Annotated in this window: 17 protein-coding genes; 9 read left to right on the plus strand and 8 right to left on the minus strand. The window is 56.2% G+C overall.

What is annotated here, in order from left to right:
- The first annotated feature begins 10 nt into the window (after nt 1-10).
- The 3 genes from murJ to ACP8J1_RS11630 all read left to right on the plus strand — a co-directional run bounded on the left by murJ (nt 11) and on the right by ACP8J1_RS11630 (nt 4,646).
- A complete protein-coding gene (murJ, locus tag ACP8J1_RS11620; protein ID WP_023020183.1) occupies nt 11-3,430 on the plus strand; it encodes a murein biosynthesis integral membrane protein MurJ in 3,420 nt (1,139 codons plus the stop codon).
- A 215-nt stretch (nt 3,431-3,645) separates the two neighbouring features.
- Nucleotides 3,646-4,179, plus strand: coding sequence for a YceI family protein (locus tag ACP8J1_RS11625; protein ID WP_023020184.1), 534 nt, complete (start codon nt 3,646-3,648; stop codon nt 4,177-4,179).
- Nucleotides 4,180-4,358: 179 nt separating this feature from the next.
- Complete coding sequence (locus ACP8J1_RS11630) at nt 4,359-4,646, plus strand: hypothetical protein (protein ID WP_023020185.1); 288 nt, start codon at nt 4,359-4,361, stop codon at nt 4,644-4,646.
- A gap of 120 nt (nt 4,647-4,766) precedes the next feature.
- Here the strand turns inward: ACP8J1_RS11630 and ACP8J1_RS11635 are convergent, their stop codons facing one another.
- Nucleotides 4,767-5,402, minus strand: coding sequence for a hypothetical protein (locus ACP8J1_RS11635; protein ID WP_023020186.1), 636 nt, complete (start codon nt 5,400-5,402; stop codon nt 4,767-4,769).
- Nucleotides 5,403-5,822: 420 nt separating this feature from the next.
- Between ACP8J1_RS11635 and pepN the strand changes: the two genes are divergently transcribed.
- The 6 genes from pepN to ACP8J1_RS11665 all read left to right on the plus strand — a co-directional run bounded on the left by pepN (nt 5,823) and on the right by ACP8J1_RS11665 (nt 13,043).
- The gene (pepN, locus tag ACP8J1_RS11640; protein WP_023020187.1) at nt 5,823-8,348 is read left to right on the plus strand and encodes an aminopeptidase N; all 2,526 of its coding nucleotides are present in this window, start codon (nt 5,823-5,825) and stop codon (nt 8,346-8,348) included.
- Nucleotides 8,349-8,430: 82 nt separating this feature from the next.
- Nucleotides 8,431-8,979, plus strand: coding sequence for an RNA polymerase sigma factor (locus ACP8J1_RS11645; protein WP_023020188.1), 549 nt, complete (start codon nt 8,431-8,433; stop codon nt 8,977-8,979).
- 84 nt (nt 8,980-9,063) lie between these two features.
- The gene (trxB, locus tag ACP8J1_RS11650) at nt 9,064-9,990 is read left to right on the plus strand and encodes a thioredoxin-disulfide reductase (RefSeq protein ID WP_023020189.1); all 927 of its coding nucleotides are present in this window, start codon (nt 9,064-9,066) and stop codon (nt 9,988-9,990) included.
- Nucleotides 9,991-9,996: 6 nt separating this feature from the next.
- On the plus strand, nt 9,997-10,320 hold the full coding sequence (trxA, locus tag ACP8J1_RS11655; RefSeq protein WP_023020190.1) for a thioredoxin: 324 nt from the start codon (nt 9,997-9,999) through the stop codon (nt 10,318-10,320).
- Nucleotides 10,321-10,405: 85 nt separating this feature from the next.
- A complete protein-coding gene (locus ACP8J1_RS11660; protein ID WP_023020191.1) occupies nt 10,406-11,587 on the plus strand; it encodes an N-acetylmuramoyl-L-alanine amidase in 1,182 nt (393 codons plus the stop codon).
- Nucleotides 11,588-11,681: 94 nt separating this feature from the next.
- Complete coding sequence (locus tag ACP8J1_RS11665) at nt 11,682-13,043, plus strand: MFS transporter (RefSeq protein ID WP_023020192.1); 1,362 nt, start codon at nt 11,682-11,684, stop codon at nt 13,041-13,043.
- A 596-nt stretch (nt 13,044-13,639) separates the two neighbouring features.
- Here ACP8J1_RS11665 and ACP8J1_RS11670 read toward each other — a convergent pair.
- Genes ACP8J1_RS11670 through rpmH form a run of 7 tightly spaced genes read right to left on the minus strand, consistent with a single transcriptional unit; the run spans nt 13,640 to nt 17,938 of the window.
- Complete coding sequence (locus ACP8J1_RS11670; protein ID WP_023020193.1) at nt 13,640-14,680, minus strand: ParB/RepB/Spo0J family partition protein; 1,041 nt, start codon at nt 14,678-14,680, stop codon at nt 13,640-13,642.
- Nucleotides 14,681-14,686: 6 nt separating this feature from the next.
- On the minus strand, nt 14,687-15,535 hold the full coding sequence (locus tag ACP8J1_RS11675; RefSeq protein ID WP_023020194.1) for a ParA family protein: 849 nt from the start codon (nt 15,533-15,535) through the stop codon (nt 14,687-14,689).
- Nucleotides 15,536-15,545: 10 nt separating this feature from the next.
- Nucleotides 15,546-16,145, minus strand: a complete 600-nt coding sequence (gene rsmG, locus ACP8J1_RS11680) for a 16S rRNA (guanine(527)-N(7))-methyltransferase RsmG (protein WP_034656078.1) — start codon at nt 16,143-16,145, stop codon at nt 15,546-15,548.
- Between the two features lie 29 nt (nt 16,146-16,174).
- On the minus strand, nt 16,175-17,152 hold the full coding sequence (gene yidC, locus ACP8J1_RS11685) for a membrane protein insertase YidC (protein ID WP_023020196.1): 978 nt from the start codon (nt 17,150-17,152) through the stop codon (nt 16,175-16,177).
- A 13-nt stretch (nt 17,153-17,165) separates the two neighbouring features.
- Nucleotides 17,166-17,381 (minus strand): membrane protein insertion efficiency factor YidD, encoded by a 216-nt coding sequence (gene yidD, locus ACP8J1_RS11690; RefSeq protein WP_080971176.1) that lies wholly within the window; start codon nt 17,379-17,381, stop codon nt 17,166-17,168.
- Nucleotides 17,382-17,428: 47 nt separating this feature from the next.
- Complete coding sequence (gene rnpA, locus ACP8J1_RS11695; RefSeq protein WP_023020197.1) at nt 17,429-17,791, minus strand: ribonuclease P protein component; 363 nt, start codon at nt 17,789-17,791, stop codon at nt 17,429-17,431.
- Between the two features lie 3 nt (nt 17,792-17,794).
- Entirely contained in the window at nt 17,795-17,938 is a 144-nt protein-coding gene (gene rpmH / locus ACP8J1_RS11700; protein WP_003847033.1) for a 50S ribosomal protein L34, read from the minus strand.
- Between the last annotated feature and the right edge of the window lie 669 nt (nt 17,939-18,607).

Consider the following 18,607-nt stretch of genomic DNA (forward strand, 5'->3'; position numbering starts at 1 on the left):
TGTATCCTCTATGACTGATAAAACTGGCCGCGAGGCCGAACACGTGGAGAAGTCACCTGCGGGTGTAGTTGACCCGAAGGATGCCGCCGTGCCGGCAGAGCACCCCGCCCCAGCGGGTGCCCGCGGCCGCATCGTCCGCGCCTCTCCTCCCGCTCCGGTGCCAGAAAAGCGCCCCACGCCCGCGGTGCAGGACACCACCGTTCCTCCCGAGAAGGACAAGTCCGCGCTCACCGGACGCAACGCGGAAAACGAATCATCCAATCAGGACGTCATCCGCGCGACGGGCACGATGGCCATCGCGACACTGCTGTCCCGCGTCACCGGCTTCCTGCGCCAGATGCTCATCGGTGCCACCCTCGGCGCCACGGTGGGCACCGCGTTTAGTAGCGCCAACCAGATCCCCAACCTCGTCACCGAGATCGTATTGGGTGCCGTGCTGACCTCTCTGGTCGTGCCCGTCCTCGTACGCGCCGAAAAAGAAGACACGGACCGCGGCGAGACCTTTGTCCGGCGGCTATTTACCCTGGCCTTTTCCATCCTGGGCATAGTCACCATCGCCTCCGTGGTGCTCGCACCCTTCTTAACGAGGATGATGCTGCCGGAAGATTCCAAGGCCAATGCCGTGCAGGCAACCTCCTTGGCCTTCTTATTGCTGCCGCAGATCCTCTTCTACGGCCTCTTCGCCCTCTTCCAGGCCGTTCTTAATACTAAGAATATCTTTGGTCCAGGTGCGTGGGCGCCGGTAGTCAATAACGTCATCTCCATTAGCGTGCTGCTGGCTTATCGCTTCCTGCCCGGCCAGCTCGACCCGCACGAGCCCACCCCGGTGGCCGATCCCCACGTCATGCTATTGGGCTTGGGCACCACCACGGCGGTGATGGTGCAATGCCTCATCTTGTTGCCGTACCTCAAAAAGGCCGGCATTAACCTGCGCCCCAAGTGGGGCTTGGATGCCCGCATCAAGCAATTCGGTGGCATGGCTCTGGCCATCATCACCTATGTGGCTATCTCCCAGTTGGGCTACGTGATCACCTCCCGCGTAGCCGCCTATGCGGATGCCGGCGCCCCACTGGTCTATCAGAATGCTTGGCTCATGCTGCAGGTGCCCTATGGCGTAATCGGCGTGACGCTGCTGACGGCCATCATGCCGCGCCTGTCCCGCAACGCCGCCGACGGCGATGTTGATGCCGTAGTCCGCGATCTGACCTTGGGCTCAAAGCTGACCTTCATCGCGCTTATCCCCATCGTCATTTTCATGACCGGCTTTGGTGTACCGATTGCCCGAGCCCTCTTCCAATACGGTGCGTACGGCGCCGAGAGCGCCGAGCAGCTTGGCCTGACCATCAGCTTCTCCGCCTTCACGCTCATCCCGTATGCCTTAGTGCTGCTGCACCTGCGCGTGTTCTATGCCCGCGAGGAAGCCTGGACGCCGACCTTCATCATCGCCGGCATCACGCTGACCAAGATCGTCCTTACGCTTTTGGCCCCGTTGATGACGTCCAACCCGGACCGCGTGGTGATTTTGCTCGGTACGGCCAATGGCTTTGGCTTCGTCTCCGGTGCGGTCATCGGTGGCTTCTTGCTCAAGCGCAAGCTCGGCAGCCTCGGCGGCAAAGCCGTCACGCAGACCGTGCTGTGGGCTTCTGGTGCCGGTCTCGTAGGCTTGGTTGTCTCCTGGGTGCTGTACTGGGGCGTGAATTACCTCCTTCCAGAGAATTTGCCCTCCATCGTCTCGCTGATCAAGGTCGCGGTGCTTGGAGTCATCTTCCTCATCGCCACCGGCCTGGTGCTCTCTAAGTCCTCCTTGCCGGAGGTCCAGAACCTGGCCCGCGCCTTGCAGCGCATCCCGGGCATGTCCCGCTTCATCAAGGTCGATTCCTCCAAGGCTATCGAGCTGGAGGAGCCCGACGTGCCGGAAATCCGGCCGGTATTCACCCAGGATGCATTCAATGCCACCCTGGTACCGCCACCAATGTCCGCCGGTATCGTCCGCGGCCCACGCCTCGTGCCGGGCGCCCCGGTATCGGATGGTCGCTTCCGCTTGCTCCAAGATCACGGTGCGGTCACCGGTGCACAGTTCTGGCAAGCACGCGAGCAGTCCACCGGCCGCCTAGTCGCGTTGACGTTCGTCGATACCAATAGCCTGGCACCGATTGCGCCATCGACTCCGGGAGTTGCCGCCCGCCGCTCCGCCGAGATTTCGCGCAATACCCGCCGCCTTGCCGAGCTGGAGCTCGATACCGTGGCGGATAATATCCAAGTCCTGTCCTACCGCACCGGCTGCCTGGTGGTGGCGGATTGGTTTGAGGGCACCTCCCTCAAGCAGGTAGCTGAGGCCGATAACCTCGACCCCCATTCTGTGGCTCGTGCTACTGCGCCGCTATTTGCTGACGCCGCCGCTGCCCACGATGCCGGCCTCATCCTCGGAGTGGAACACCGCGACCGCTTCCGCGTTTCTACCGACGGTGTAGTCAAGGTGGCCTTCCCCGCCGTACTGGATGGCACCTCCGCCGCCACCGACCGCGAGGCTCTCAGCTCCGCCCTGGAGCTGCTCGTGGAGTCCACGGAGCCTTCGCCGAAGAAGCTGCGCGATATTTCTGAAGATGCCAACCTCTCGGCCGACGAGGCCGCCCAGCGCGTCGAGGACGCGCACTTTGCCCTCGATAGTGCTGATGAGGACAGCCGCGAGGAAAAGATGGAACAGCTGCAGGAGGCAAAAGCGCTGACCTTGGCCGGCATCGCCCAGCGCCTGCACGACTTCGCACCGGAGGAAGCACCCGAGGCCTTGCCGGTAAAGGCAGAAGAAGAACCGGCCCAAGAGGATGACCCGGCCCAAGAGCCTGGCTTCGGCGGCCGCGGTTATTCCGGTTCCGGCGTCATCGTCATCGGTATCTTCGCCACCATCTTCGTCGTAGCGATGGCTGCATTGACCACCTGGATCATGTCCTTGCTCAGCGATGTAAAGGCGTCTAATCCGGTCAGCGAAACCATCCACGGCAGCACGGACATTCCGGATACCCCGCCGGTGCGTCTCCAGCCTTCCTCTGCGGTTACCGTTCCTGATAACAAGGACGACGCTGCGCTTATCGACGGCAAAACGGCCACCACCTGGTCTACCGAAGAGGAGGACACCGGCATCCTCGTCACTGTCGATTCGCCAACGCACTTCGCAGTCTTGCCGGTGGTGCAATCCAATTCGACTGGGGCGAAATATGCCGTCTATGGCGTTAATCGTGACCGCTTCAACCCAGAGAACCCACAGGCCGGCTCTCTGTACCAACTGGCAAGAGGCAAGTTCAAAAACGGCAAGGAAGACATCGAGCTGGAGAAAACCCCCGAGCAATTCGACGGCCTGCTGCTCATGATCACCGAGCTACCCAAGTCCAATAAGGCAACCATCGCAGACATTGGGCTCGTTGGACAGCCCTAGGAAAACTTCGGATACATGAACCCACATTGCGGTCCATGAAATGACGGCCGAACTGAAGAAAATCGCCTTCAGTTCGGCCTTAGTTTTTATTTTTCTTCAACACAAAACTTCATGAGCTGCGCCTTCTAAACTTTTTTACTTCAAGTATTGACTATTTAGGAGTAGTGCGTACACTGTGGGGTGTAACGCAAGCAACAATTTTAGGAGTATTCACTATGTCCCTCGCAGCAGGTACCTACGCACTCGATCCAGCCCACACCGTTATCGGATTCGTAGCCAAGCACGCAATGGTCACCAAGGTCCGCGGCAACTTCGCAGATTTTGAAGGCACCATTACCGTGGCCGAGAACATCGCTGAGTCCAACGCTCAGGCCACCATCCGCACCGCATCCATCTCCACTGGCAACGATGACCGCGATGCCCACGTAAAGAACGAGGACTTCTTCGCGGTAGAGCAGTACCCGGAGATCACCTTCAAGGCCACCAACCTCAACGTTGATGAGAATGGCAACGGCACCGTCACCGGTGACCTCACCATCAAGGGCACCACCAAGTCCGTCGACCTCGATGTGGAAGATGTTGCTACCGCTGAGGACCCCTTTGGTAATACCCGCCTGGGCTTCGAGGCAACAACCAAGATCAACCGCAAGGACTTCGGCATTGACTTCAACGCTCCACTGAAGACCGGCGGCGTGCTGGTCTCCGAGGAGATCAAGATTGAGCTCGAGGTCTCCGCTATCAAGCAGTAGACCCGTGCCCCAGACGCACTAGAAGCATTAAGCTTCTCCAAGCCCGCAGCCACCTTCTGGCCGCGGGCTTTTCCTACGTCTTCCGGTATTGCGGTACAGCCACTCCTTAACCCTGGGAAGGCATTTCAGCGTGAACATGAAGACATAAAAAGTAATTTTCATGGAAAATATGGTGCTGCGTGGAGGACGGTAAGTGCGTCACCGTTGAAATGAAGTACATGGAGGTACCAATCACGGATACTTTCTATGGCGTTGACCTTAATCGTCACCCCGCCGAGACCGCACAGGAGAGCACTGAACGAGTCGCACAAGAGCTACAACGCCAAGGAATCCGCACCGAGACAAATAATTTCCTCATCTTATTGCCTGACCACTTAATCGCAATCGAAGTCAACGAAGGCGTTGCTTGGTTCGATCCTGACTATTGGAGTCTCGAGGACTTTCTTGAAACATCGTTCCTTGCCTAGTGAAAAGTAATCCTCAGTTGTCAGCGAACGAGGTGGCGGCATGGTTCAACGGAAAATAGTTAGAATGCACACCAACTGTGATGACGGTTTCAGTTTCCCACTTTGTACTGCGATATGGGCCTAAGGGCGTTGTGCTCGTAAAGCGGAGACTCTGGAATTGTTCTTGATCCATGTTGCTGCATGAGGATCAATGAAACCCGCTATTTCTTGGATAGCGTTATCAACGGAGTCGAGATGTGCGACTTCACGGGCTCTATCGCGCTGCTGAACGATTGATTCGTGGTGAGAGCACCTATTTCTCATTTCATAAACAATGACTACAAGCTCTTCGAACTGCTGTCTGCTGTCAGGGGGTTTCTTCAACGCCCTCTTTACCTGAGGCCAGATGCTTGCTTGATAGTGGTTACTTAAGAGATAACGCCAGAAGTCGAAGCTGAGTTCAGCAATGATTTTTCCCGGTAACGCCCCTCCTCCTCCAGCTCGTCTTTTCGCTTTGCGGATATTCTTCTTTGCTGCAAGGTTGAAAGGTATTCGATCGTCATCAAACCATCGGTCACCGTACCTTCTGGTTAGGGCACTGTGAATGCAGTTTCGAAGAAGTACTTCAACATGCTCAATGTCAGCGAGATAGGTCTTCGTGAGGTGAGTATTCCAAAGGTATAGCGCCTCTGGTGTGGGGTGATCGGCGTACCGGCTCATCCGCGCGGATGAAAACCATTGCGATAGCGGTACGGGGGTCGATCTTGGATTACTCATTATGGAAATGCTAATCTCTATCTTGAAAGCCTCGGAACGATCCCTGCACTACGAAAGTAGGAGTAAATCGCCGAGGTTATTGATTTTTCCGGACGATTAATTTCTTGCACGTCTTTAGATTTAGTCGTGAGGCCCACCATACTGTGTACCTGAGGCGGCAACTAGGTTCTTTCGCAAATCTTGCGTGCTGAGATGAGATCGCCCACCTCCGCGCGCGGTTGCGTCCTCTAGTGTGGTGTAACGCTTGCAGATGGTCACTGACACCTTGCGCCACTTGAAGAGTGTGGACCGGGCAAAACTGATCCAACAGGTCCACAGCGAGATCCCGATACCCGCTGGGTATTTTGCTCCTAAAAGGCAGCGGAACTTAGGACCCCAACCCCGTACCCTACGTGACGGAGGTAACTATAGTTCCTAAGTATGACCGCACCACAAAATAAGACGCAGCACGAGTTGCTCCAAGAACGCGCAGCAGCGGTGGACCTGCTCGCCTATCACCTCCACCTTGATCTTTCGGAGGTACTCGATAGACCCACCTACCGCGTGACTACCCGCCTCGAGCTCACCAGCAATGAGCCCGAGCTCTTCCTGGATTACCTGGGAGAATCGGTCGCGGAGTTAAAGGTCAATGGCACCCCGCAGGAGGTGGACTTTGATGGCAGCATCATCCGGCTACACGGCGTGCCAGTAGGGGAGGAGCTGACCATCGAGGTCACCAGCCACTCCCGTTATTCGCGCACCGGCCAAGGCCTGCACCGCATGCACGATCAAGCCGATGACGCGACCTACCTGTACTCACACCTCGAGCCTTCCGATGCTCGCCGCATCTTCCCCTGCCTCGAGCAGCCGGATCTCAAGGCCGTCTTCCACGTGCGCATGACCGCACCGAAGCAGTGGCAAATCCTCTCTAACCAACCGGAAGTCGAGCGCAGTGAGGATGGTGACCTCGCCACTGTTACCTTCGCGCCGACACCGCCGCTGTCGACCTACCTGACTTCCTTCGCGGCAGGCCCTTACCAGTATCAAGAGCGCACGTGGACCGCCCCGGATGGCAGCCACTCGGCACAGTTGCGCGCCTTTGCTCGCGCGTCCATGTTTGAGTACCTCGACGAGGAAATCTTGGACCTTACTGCCCAGGGCATGGACTTTTTCCACCAGAACTTTGGCTATCCCTACCCGTGGGGCAAGTACGATTCCATCTTTGTTCCCGAATACAATCTCGGCGCGATGGAAAACCCTGGTCTCGTCACCTTCACGGAGAACTACATTTTCCGCTCCCACGCCACCCGCGCGCAGCATGCCGGCCGCGCGAATACCATCCTGCACGAGATGTCCCATATGTGGTTCGGCGACTTGGTTACACCACAGTGGTGGGATGATCTATGGCTCAAGGAGTCATTCGCGGAGTTCATGGGCGCGGACTCTTCCGTGCACGGCACCGAGTACACCGAGGCCTGGTCCAACTTTGCCGGCGCCCGCAAAAATTGGGCCTACCTGCAGGATCAGCTGCCCACCACGCACCCAATTAAGGCGGAGATCCCGGACGTAGATGCCGCGCGCCAAAATTTCGACGGCATCACCTATGCCAAGGGCGCGGCGGTGCTCAAGCAACTGGTGCACTATGTCGGTCGCGATAATTTCTACGCTGGGGCGCGCGACTACTTCCAGGAGCACGCCTTTGCCGCCGCCACCTTTGATGACCTCCTGAAGGCGCTAAAAAAGCACACAGACCGCGATCTTGATGCTTGGTCGCAGGCCTGGCTGCGTACGTGGGGTCCAGATACGCTCATCCCGGAGCTGCACACCGAAGGCGAGAAGATTGCGGAGCTGGCCATCCTTGCAGAAGCCGAGGACGTCTGCCGGCCACACCGCCTGACCGCCTCGCTTTTTGATGCCGACTTACACAAGTATCGCGAGATCGACATCGATCTCCCCGCCGGCGATGACACCACCCGCACCATTATCGATGAGGCGGCCGGCCTTCCGGCCCCAGAATTGCTACTGCTTAACGACGCCGACCATACCTACGCCAAAATCCGCTTCGACGACACCTCCCTAGAAACGGCAGGGAACCGCCTGACCGAAATCGAAGATGATCTCACCCGCGCTATCATCTGGACCGCACTATGGAACCTCACCCGCGATGGGGAAATGTCGGCGATTGATTATGTGGGGGTCGTCGTCAAGCACGAAGCCTACGAGACCAACACGACGCTGCTGGCTACTGCCTGCGCAAATGCCAATTTTGCGATTGCCCATTATGTTTCGGAAGCCGACCGCGAGCAGGTCCGCACCGACTATGCCGAGGCAATCTGGGGCCATCTGGACGAGGCCGAACCAGCCTCGGACGCCCAGCTTGTACTCGCTCGCGCCGCCATCCGCGCACTCGCCGCAACGCCGGAGGAATCAGGCACCGCGCGCCTTAAGGCCCTGCTCTCCGGTGACATTGCCGGCCTTCGCTTGGACCCCGAAATCCGCTGGTCCATCCTGCGCGCACTCGCCGCCCGAAATGCCGTAGAACTAGACGAGTTGGAGAAAGAAAAACAGCGCGATAATACGCTGACCGGCGCTACGGAATTCCTCGGCGCCAGCCACGCTTTCCCCACACCAGAGACCAAGCGTGCCGCGTTCGATAGGGCGCTCACGCCTGGCGCCTACTCCAATGCCGAGGTAGACGCGCTGGTCGCCGGATTCAATGCCCCACGCTCAGCTGCACTGCAGGAGGCCTTTGCGGAGGAATTCTTCTCCCGCGTGGAAGAGATCTGGGCCGCGCACCCGATTGAGATTGCCAACCGCCTCATCCGCGGCTTCTATCCACAGCTGCCCATGGCCGACGACGCCACCACCCGTCTGCTGCACCGTGAGCTGCCAGGAGCACTGCGCCGCGTACTGCTCGAGTGTCGCGATAATCTGCGGCGCACGCTTCGCGTGCGGGCTGGTCAATAGACTGTACTGTCCAGCGCTCGCGCTCTGCTTCCCCTCGGGTCACACTGTGGTTAACAGTTGTTGATCCGGGGGGAATCTACATATGACACTGAGTCATGACCGCAGTGACGAAGAATTAGTTGATGCTTTCATTGAAGGTGATAATAAGGCCTTTTCCACCATCGTGGAACGCCACCGCACGCGGCTGACCACCGTGGCACGCCGCTACACCAAAAACGATCACGATGCCCAAGATGTGGTCCAGGAAGCCTTCTTGCGCGCCAGCTGCAACCTGCACTCCTATCGCCGCGAATCCGCGCTATCAACCTGGCTACACCGGCTGGTGAAAAATTCTGGCTATGACTACCTCAACCATCGCTCGAATAGGGAAAATGCCTCATTAGATACGGAGGACTTCGACGACGATCGCAACCCGCTGCTCGCGCATAATCCTTCCGAAAACCTAGCGGAGCAGCTGGCGGTGCGCGAAGCCATGCAGTTGCTGCGCGAGGATCAACGCGAAGCGCTGGTGCTTACCGACGTCGCCGGGTTCCGCGTCGGAGAAGTTGCCACTGCTCAAGGAGTAAAGCCCGGCACCATTAAATCCCGCTGCGCCCGAGCGAGGGAAGTCCTACGCGCGGCCATTGGGTGAGTTTGCTAATACCGACGTTTGTCAGTGTGGCGGGTAGACTCATGGCGTTACGCGAAACCACACTCTGATTTAAGGGAGTTAGCAATGACCGTCCACGATGTTGCCATCGTAGGTTCCGGCCCTGCCGGTTATACCGCCGCTCTGTACGCGGCACGCGCCGAGCTCAACCCGATTGTCTTCGAAGGCTTCGAGTACGGCGGCGAGCTTATGAATACTACCGAGGTAGAAAATTACCCCGGCTTCCAAAAGGGCATCATGGGCCCTGAGCTGATGGAGGAAATGCGCGCCCAGGCCATCCGCTTCGGTGCGGATTTGCGCATGGAAGTCGTTGACTCGATAGAGCTAGAAGGCGATATTAAGAAGCTGCACGTGGGTGACGAGTTCTTCGAGGCCCGCGCCGTCATCCTCGCCACCGGTGCCGCCCCGCGCCACCTTGGCGTTCCAGGTGAGGAAGAACTTACCGGCCGCGGCGTTTCTACCTGCGCTACGTGCGATGGCTTCTTCTTCAAGGACCACAATATTGCGGTTATCGGCGGCGGCGACTCCGCCATGGAGGAAGCAACCTTCCTCACCAAGTTCGCGGACTCCGTCACCATTGTGAACCGCTCCGAGAACTTCCGCGCCTCTAAAATCATGCTGGAGCGCGCCCAGGCCAATGAGAAGATTAAATGGGAGACTAATAAGGTCGTCGAAGAGGTCATTGAAGCCGACGGCAAAGTTGGCGGTCTCAAGCTCAAGGACGTGACCAACGGCGAGACCTCTACCTTGGACGTGACTGCCATGTTCGTAGCAATTGGCCATGATCCGCGCTCTTCCTTCCTCAATGGTCAGGTCGAGCTAAATGACAATGGCTATGTTGTAGTTGAACAACCCACCACCAAGACCTCCCAGCCTGGCGTTTTTGCCTGCGGTGATTTGGTGGATGACCACTACCAGCAGGCAATTACCGCGGCCGGCTCCGGTTGCCGCGCGGCAATTGATGCGGAACATTTCCTCGCAGAAAGCCGTTAATTCAGTATGAGCAACGTCAAGAAAGTAACCACCGATACCTTCCGCAAGGACGTCATCGAGTCCGATAAGCCCGTCGTCGTCGACTTCTGGGCCGAATGGTGCGGCCCCTGCAAGAAGCTATCCCCCATCTTGGAAGAGGTAGCAGAGGAGCTAGACGGCGAGGTCACCATCGCCAAAGTCAACGTCGATGAAGAGCGCAACCTAGGTGCCATGTTCCAGATCATGTCCATCCCTAACGTGCTGATTTTCAACCACGGCGAGAAGGTAGACGAATTTGTTGGTCTGCGTTCTAAAGATGACATCGTGGCGCAAGTGAAAAAGCAACTTTAACTGTTAATCTAATTCCTATTAGATTAAGCGTGTAGAAATTCTGAAATGCGGCCCCTAAACACGGGCTGTGAAAGGGGTAAAAGACGTGAACCGCGTTCTTCGAGTCGGCGATACAAGCGTGCGTGTAGCTGAGGCTCGCGCCACCTTGGCCCGTCTCGGCCTCTTGTCAGATTTCAAGGGGGAACTTTCTGCGTGGAAAAAGCAGAAGTACTCCGAGAGCGACAAGAGCTTTGATGCCAATTTGTCTGAGGTCCTCAAGGCCTTCCAGCAATCGCGCGGCATCGTGCCCACGGGAGAGATCGATGATCTCACCCTGCGCGAACTGCGCCAGGCCTCGTATACGCTCGGCAGCCGTGTACTTGCCTACGAGCCCGCAAATGAGCTCGTGGGTGATGATATCTCGCAGCTCCAGCAACAGCTGCAGGAGCTGGGCTTTTACCAGCAGCGCGTAGACGGCCATTTTGGCACCAATACCTACGCGGCGCTCAAGGAATACCAACACAACTGTGGCTTGCAAGAAGATGGTGTATGCGGTCCCGCCACCATCCGCGCCCTCAGTCTGCTTGGCCGCCGTATCACCGGCGGATCCGCGCACAATATCCAAGAGCGCGAGCGCGTGCGCAACGCCGGTCCTAAACTGGCGGGCAAGCGCGTTGTGATCGATCCCGCCTTGAGCGGCGGCGACGCCGGCCAACAGGTCAAGGGACGCTTTGGTGATATTTCTGAGCAAGAGATCCTGTGGGACCTCACCCAACGCATCGAGGGACGCATGATTGCCGCCGGCATGGAGACCATCATCTCCCGTCCTCGGACCTCCGATGCGGACGTGAAGTCCCGCGCGGAGTTAGCCAACGCCTTCGATGCGGACATTGTCATCTCTTTGGCTTGTGATTCCTATCCCAATGAGAAGGCCAATGGTGTTGCCACCTTCTATTTCGGTTCCGAATCCGGCAATTCCTCGCTTATTGGTGAGACCCTATCCGGCTTTATCCAGCGTGAGATTGTCGCACGCACCGAGCTGCTGGACTGCGGCAACCACGGCCGCACCTGGGATCTGCTTCGCCTGACCCAAATGCCGGTCATCCAGATCGTGCTGGGCTACCTCACCAACCCAGAAGACATAAAGATCCTCACCAATCCGTCCCGCCGCGACGATATTGCTGAGGCCATCGTCATCGCGGTAAAGCGTATGTATCTCATGGATCAGGATACAGTTGTGACAGGTACCTATAAATTTTCTGAACTCCTTCAAGCTGAGCAGTCCTAAGTCAACGAGATCTGCCCACAAATCTTGGTTCGAAGCGAATCATTCGATTAGTATCTACTGATAATCTTCATTTCTACTATTTGAATGGATCTTCATGATGGATGCTTCGAGCCCCTCCGCGATCTCTCCCAAGGAAATGGGACGTGTAGTAGCTGCAACCACAATCGGTACGGCGATTGAATGGTACGACTATTTTCTATACGCTGCAGTAGCCGGACTCGTTTTTAACCAAGTAATGTTTTCTCCCTTAACCGGAAGTTTGGCCAGCATCGTGTCTTTCGCTTCTGTGGGCCTATCGTTTTTGTTTCGGCCCCTCGGTGCGTTTTTAGCCGGCTACTATGGAGATCGCTACGGTCGACGAATCGTCCTCATGGTCACACTTTTCTCCATGGGGGGCGCAACCACTTTAATCGGCCTCTTACCTACTTACGAAACGGTAGGTCTATGGGCTCCCATTATGCTCATTTTTCTCCGCATTATTCAAGGCGTATCCGCTGGAGGGGAGTGGGGATCAGCGGTATTGCTAGCGGTTGAACATGCTCCGAACCAGAAGCGTGGCCTTTACGGTGCCGGACCCCAAATTGGAGTTCCCATCGGTCTTCTCATGTCCTCGGGAATTTTATCCATTATGAATAGAATTGCGCCCGGAGATGCATTCTTTCAATGGGGTTGGCGCGTCCCCTTCTTACTTTCCTTCGTGTTGGTTATCGTGGGCTACTTAGTAAGAATCGGCGTCGATGAATCGCCGGTTTTCAAAGTTATAGCGGGCAACAAAAGTCATGAGGGCCCGAATCCCATTGGAGTTCTCTTCAAACAGCATCTACCTCTTGTATTTGTCGCCGCACTGGTATTTGCAGGCAACGGAGCTGTAGGTTATATGACAGCAGGAGGCTATATTCAAAATTATGCCACCAATCCAGAAGGACCCATTTCCTTTGAGCGCGGTGATGTGCTCAACGCAGTTACTTTGTCTGCCGTAACTTGGTTAATATTCACGCTATTCGCCGGCTGGGTGTCGGACTATATCGGTCGACGAAGGACTTATCTCATTGGATTTGTCGTACAGGCAATTGGAGCTGGAATACTCTTCCCACTGGTCAACTCAGCTTCACTGGGCCTTCTTTATGTCGCGCTTATCTTTCTAACTGTAGGCCTAGGACTAACTTATGGTGCCCAGTCCGCCATGTATGCTGAGCTCTACCCTGCATCCGTTCGTGCATCAGGGGTATCGATATCTTATGCCATTGGATCAATTCTCGGCGGCGCATTTGCACCTATGATCGCTGCATCTTTAGTAGATGCAACAGGCACAACAGTTGCGGTTACAATCTATCTAGTAACTGCAAGCCTCGTAGGTTTTACTGCTATCTTGCTTCTCCAAGAAAGAAAAGGTATCCCTCTTAGCCCTGATTTTGAAACGGAACAATCTAAAAGTCCGTTTATTTTTGGTAAGTAACCTAAACAACAGTAGAACTGAGCCATCCGATTCCAATAATCTTCACTGTGACTATTTTATGGTCAATTCGTGGAGTTTCGGACAAATGATCCGAGTCGAACACGCTCTGCTTGACAGGCTGTAGCTGTCATTGAACGATTCTGAATCAGAATAGGAGAGTAACGCCAACGTCCCTCTCTGACGGCCTTTCAACCCGAGCAGATCAGAAGTGCAATTCAGGGGTGTACCAATTACTTCTTCTACTTTTCACTTTGACAAAGAGTAACGATTTCCTTGCAAGTGAATTGTAAAACTTCACAGAGAGGTATTTAACTACATAAAGCAAATTCGGCAGCAATGCAATAATTGCAAATAATTCATCATCCCAAAGTTAGCAACATTCTATTGAACGACACAAGAACCCCCCTTTAGGAGATTCTACGTCCGTATCAAATCTAAATACCTGGAGACGTCAATCGAAAGTTCAGAAAGCCATTAGCCTGACTTTAGGAGTTAAATAATCAGTGCTGCTACTAAAGCCTGCCTTGGGATTAAAAGATCGAATATCTTAAGTGACCGCAAAATAGCATTTGTTTAAACTTTCCATCTTTCGAAAGTTATCCACCTGGCTGCATTAGTGCCATGATGCGCTCAAAATCTTCTTGGTCACCAAATTCCACGACCATCTTGCCCTTGCGTTTGCCCATGGTCACGGTGACTTTGGTGTCAAAGCGATCAGATAGGCGCTCGGCAGAATCGGTGAAGTACTGCGGCTGTGGTGCCGGCTGCTTCTTTTTTGATTCGGCCGGCTTGCCATCGCGCTTATAAAGGGTGACTGCCTCCTCAGTGGCGCGGACGGACAGGCCCTCCGCGATGATGCGGTTGGCAATATATTCCATCGCCTCCGTGTCATCCAAAGACAGAAGCGCACGCGCGTGGCCGGCGGATAGGGTACCAGCGGCTACCCGTTTTTGTACCTCTACCGGCAGCTTAAGCAGGCGCAGCATATTGGTCACCTGTGGGCGCGAGCGGCCAATGCGGTCCGCCAGCTCGTTCTGGGTAACGCCAAACTCTTCCAATAGCTGCTGATAGGCGTGTGCCTCTTCCAGAGGGTTGAGCTGCACGCGGTGGATGTTTTCCAGCAGGGCATCGCGCAGAAGGTTGTCATCCTTGGTATCGCGCACGATGGCTGGAATAGTAGCCAGACCCGCCTTGGAAGAAGCGCGCCAACGGCGCTCACCCATGATGAGCTCGAAGCCACCCTCCTCGGAAGGGCGAACAACGATGGGCTGCAAGAGGCCAAACTCGCGGATCGAGTGAACGAGCTCGCCCAGCTCATCCTCGTCGAAGACGGTGCGTGGCTGCTTCGGATTAGGGATGATATCCCCAATGGAAATCTCGCGGTAGGTCGCACCGATGGGAGCCGGGGTGGCCTGACGCTTCTTCGAAGATTGTGAGCCAGAACCCTGTTGAATGGTGGGCGCGCCCTTTACACGCTTGCCGTCGCCGCCCTTGCGGCCAGGCTGCGGGGTGGCATTTCCCAAGATGATATCCGCCGCGGAATCTCCCAGCCGCGGCTTGCGGGTAGGGGCATCAGGGCCGGATGGGATGAGTGCGGCGAGACCCTTGCCGAGTCCACCTTGCTTCTGTTCTGCCATGAGTTCCTATCCTTCCAATTCCGCGTAAATCTCTGGGCTCACGCCAATCGCCCCGGTGGTCGGGTGCGGGCGATAATCGCCGCGCCGGTTAAGCTCGCGCGCCGCCGCAAGGTAGGCGCGGGCACCGGTGGACGAAGGAGCGTAATCAATAACCGTAGTACCGTATCCCGGCGCCTCCGAAACGCGCACGGAGCGCGGGATAACATTGCCCAACACCACGGCACCAAATTGCTCGCGAACGTTATCTGCCACATCTTCTGCCAAGCGCGTGCGGGCGTCATACATGGTCAACAGCACGGCAGAGATATGCAGATCCTCGTTGAGGTGTTCACGGATCATGGAAATATTTCCCAGCAACTGGCCCACACCCTCGAGGGCGTAGTACTCGCATTGAATCGGGATGATGACCTCTTCCGCGCACGTCATCGCATTGATGGTAAGCAAACCTAGCGATGGCGGGCAGTCAATGAAAACGTATTCGAAGCCATGCTCCTCGAGGAAGCCGTTATGCAGGGCGTCATAAAGCCGAAATTCGCGGCGTACCAAGGACACCATTTCGATCTCCGCGCCAGCCAAATCAATGGTGGCGGGGATGCAGAAAAGGTTCTCGTTGTGCGAAGAAGGCTGCATAGCCTTCTCGGCACTGCAGTCCCCGAGGAGCACCTCATAGCTGGAATCGGTGCCGGAATTATGTTCCGCACCCATGGCCGTGGAAGCATTTCCCTGCGGGTCAAGATCGATCACCAGCACTTTCTTGCCCTCTGCGGCAAGCGCTGCGGCCAAGTTGGCGGCGGAGGTGGTTTTGCCTACGCCGCCTTTCTGGTTAGCAATGGTGATAAGGCGCGGATTAGTCATGCCGTCTACTTTAGTTCACGCGCGGGACACGAATGATCGTGGTTCCCTCGATGGTTCTGACCTCGGCCTTTCCACCGCCGGCCTTCTTGATGTCAGCGGCATCGCGTTCTAGTTCCTCATGTACCGAAGAGCCCTTCAGTGCGATCATCTCGCCCCCCTTGCGCACTAGCGGCAGCGACCACTTCGCAAGCTTACCCAAGGGCGCGACGGCGCGCGAGGTCACCACATCGGCCCCCGCCACGGCCTTTTTAATCGGGCCTTCCTCAGCGCGGCCACGCAGGACCGTCACATTGTCGAGCCCTAGTTCTTCTACCACCTCGTTGAGGTAGTTATAGCGCTTCAACAGCGGCTCAATCAGGGTTATCCGCAGGTCTGGGCGCGCAATGGCCAGCGGAATGCCAGGCAGTCCGGCACCCGAGCCTACATCGATGACCGTGGTGCCCTCGGGGATTGCCTGCTTGACGACGGCGCAGTTAATAATGTGCCTGTCCCACAAACGCGGCACCTCCCGGGGGCCTATAAAACCACGAGTGGACCCGTCTGTAGCGAGCGAATCATGGTAAGCCTGCGCGAGGGGCAAGCGGGAGCCGAATACTACTGACGGGTCCATCTTGGACACGATGGGGTTCTCCTCCGTGTTTATTTGTTTTTGCGCTGTTTCTTGGTGCGGTTGTCCTTCTTGCGGGCACCCGGCTTAGGTGCGGAAGTCCGCTTGGCCTCAGCCTTCGCGGCTTCCTCTTCTTCTTCCTCGCGGTCCATCTTGGCATAGACGATGCGGGTTTGGAAGAAGGTCCAGACCGTATTGGCCATCATGTAGAACAGCAAACCGATTGGCCAGATGAAGCCGGAGAAGATCAGCATAGCTGGCATGACCCAGAGCATCATCTTGGACATCATGGCCATTTGCTGTTGCATCATTTCCGCATTCTGGCCCTGTGGCGCTTGGGTCTTACCGGCGGCGCGGCGCTGTTCCTGGCGGTTTAGGCTCATGCGGGCGTTGAAGTGCGTCATAACCGCAATCACGGCGATCATCGGAACGATGATAACGGCGGCCTGGCTGGTGGTTACGCCCTCCACAGTCGGCGAGTTCAAGCGCAGGTTGGTCACCAGCGGGACATCGAAAATCTTGGCATCCAAGAACTGCTGGACCAGCTCCGGCTTAAAAATGTAGTTGGCAGTATTTGCGTTGTCCTCAACGGACATTGGATCGCCACTGGGGTGGCCAATGCCACCGGCTACGGCGACGGTGCGGTCGAAGGAGCGCAGTACGTGGAACAAACCAACGAACATTGGAATCTGCACGAATACCGGCAGGCAGCCGGCCATCGGACGAACGCCGGATTCCTTGTAGACCTTCTGCATTTCCTGCGCGGCCTTGGTCTGATCGTTGCCGTACTTCGCACGGATTTCCTGCACCTTAGGCTGGATTTCCTGCATCTTGCGCGAGGAACGAATCTGGCTGATGGTCGGCTTGACCATTAGCGCCTTAAGCGTCCAGGTCAACAGCACAATGGCCAGAATCCACGTAATGCCCCAGGATGGGTCCATCACGAGGGAAAGCAGCCAGTGCCAGAACCATAAAACGGCCGAAATTGGCCAGTAGATGAAATTAAGCACGAGTGTTTAATCCTCAGTTGTTGTTGGGGTCCGGAACCGGATCAAATCCGCCCGGATGCCAGGGGCCACATTTGCAGACCCTGGCAATTGCCATCGCCGTACCCTTGAATGCGCCATGTTTGGATAGCGCTTCAAGAGCATAAGCACTGCATGTCGGTTCAAACCGACAGGTCGATACCATCTTAAGGCCAGAGACATGTTTTTGGTAGAAACGAACCACTTTGACCATTGGTGTGGCCAATCCTCTGGCTGGGGGAATCTCCTCCCCGCGGGAATTTAGATATCCCATTGCTTGCGCAGTGCTTTAGCAAGATCTTTTTCTAATTGCTCACTGCTAGCAGTGGCGCTAGCGGGCAATGCACGAATGACCACATCCACGCTGGCGGGCAGCTTGGGAATGAAAGTCATGCACACATGGCGAAGCCGCCGGGAGGTGCGGTGGCGAACCACTGCATTCCCGACGGCTTTAGAAACAATTAAGCCAAAGCGCGGCCCAGTGGCTGCGATTTCGGCCTCCTTGTCCGTACCTGCGTTATCGCGCGCATGCACGACTACCGTACGAGTGCCCGCCCGGCGACTGCCCTTCATCGTGCGCCGAAACTGTGTCGGCGATGTGAGCTTGTGCTGGGCCGGAAGCATAACTTACGCAGTCAGCTTTGCGCGGCCCTTCTTGCGACGAGCCGCAACGATTGCGCGACCTGCACGAGTGCTCATGCGGGTGCGGAAACCGTGCTTACGAGCACGACGACGGTTGTTCGGCTGGAACGTGCGCTTACCCTTTGCCACGTTAATTCTCCTTGAAGTTGTGCGTAGGCACACCACCGCTAACAGCGGCGCACCCACTGATGATTAGATTCCATGAACCTGACGCATCACAGTCTCTCCGGTGCACGGCGAGCCGACGGGCCCAGCCAGTGCGAGGTGACGCTGTCACTTTCACGCGCAACTCTTTGTTGCAATAGACCATGCCAGATTACGTGATTTCTGCCGCTAGAAACAAATCGACACCCGGGTACACCCGAAATTACATAAATGTTTTTTCCTGCAGCTAGGCGGCCAGATTCCGGGCTCTTACTGCGCCGAATCCACCGCACTGGAGGACCTATCCAGATCGGCGTCCAGGGGGTGAATTTTTCTCACTAGACACACCCGCCGCTTCGGCGGTACAACAGAAGAATCAAATTCCACAGCCAAGCCTGGCATGTGGATAACTCTAAATCAACGCTTGAGACTTTTGCAGTTTCCGCAGCTTAACGCCATAAACCGGCCAATGAAGAGTTATCCACAGCCATGAACTAAGCTGTGAATAACTCTTTCATCCACACCTGTGGATAACTCTGTGGAGATCGAGGTGACTCGATAAAAACCACTGTGAAAACCACGGTGGAATCCACGGTGAAAATTGTTATTCAATGTCCACCCGTTCCCGACTGAATTCCACAAAGGTAGCCTGTT

It is taken from the genome of Corynebacterium sp. LaCa_205 (genome assembly GCF_057458085.1).

What these genes read in the sequence shown, in the direction of transcription:
- murJ (WP_023020183.1), top strand. Translation starts at nt 11, where the DNA reads ATGACTGATAAAACTGGCCGCGAGGCCGAACACGTGGAGAAGTCACCT.
- ACP8J1_RS11625 (WP_023020184.1), top strand. Translation starts at nt 3,646, where the DNA reads ATGTCCCTCGCAGCAGGTACCTACGCACTCGATCCAGCCCACACCGTT.
- ACP8J1_RS11635 (WP_023020186.1), bottom strand. Translation starts at nt 5,402, where the DNA reads ATGAGTAATCCAAGATCGACCCCCGTACCGCTATCGCAATGGTTTTCA.
- pepN (WP_023020187.1), top strand. Translation starts at nt 5,823, where the DNA reads ATGACCGCACCACAAAATAAGACGCAGCACGAGTTGCTCCAAGAACGC.
- ACP8J1_RS11645 (WP_023020188.1), top strand. Translation starts at nt 8,431, where the DNA reads ATGACACTGAGTCATGACCGCAGTGACGAAGAATTAGTTGATGCTTTC.
- trxB (WP_023020189.1), top strand. Translation starts at nt 9,064, where the DNA reads ATGACCGTCCACGATGTTGCCATCGTAGGTTCCGGCCCTGCCGGTTAT.
- trxA (WP_023020190.1), top strand. Translation starts at nt 9,997, where the DNA reads ATGAGCAACGTCAAGAAAGTAACCACCGATACCTTCCGCAAGGACGTC.
- ACP8J1_RS11665 (WP_023020192.1), top strand. Translation starts at nt 11,682, where the DNA reads ATGATGGATGCTTCGAGCCCCTCCGCGATCTCTCCCAAGGAAATGGGA.
- ACP8J1_RS11670 (WP_023020193.1), bottom strand. Translation starts at nt 14,680, where the DNA reads ATGGCAGAACAGAAGCAAGGTGGACTCGGCAAGGGTCTCGCCGCACTC.
- ACP8J1_RS11675 (WP_023020194.1), bottom strand. Translation starts at nt 15,535, where the DNA reads ATGACTAATCCGCGCCTTATCACCATTGCTAACCAGAAAGGCGGCGTA.
- rsmG (WP_034656078.1), bottom strand. Translation starts at nt 16,145, where the DNA reads ATGGACCCGTCAGTAGTATTCGGCTCCCGCTTGCCCCTCGCGCAGGCT.
- yidD (WP_080971176.1), bottom strand. Translation starts at nt 17,381, where the DNA reads ATGGTCAAAGTGGTTCGTTTCTACCAAAAACATGTCTCTGGCCTTAAG.
- rnpA (WP_023020197.1), bottom strand. Translation starts at nt 17,791, where the DNA reads ATGCTTCCGGCCCAGCACAAGCTCACATCGCCGACACAGTTTCGGCGC.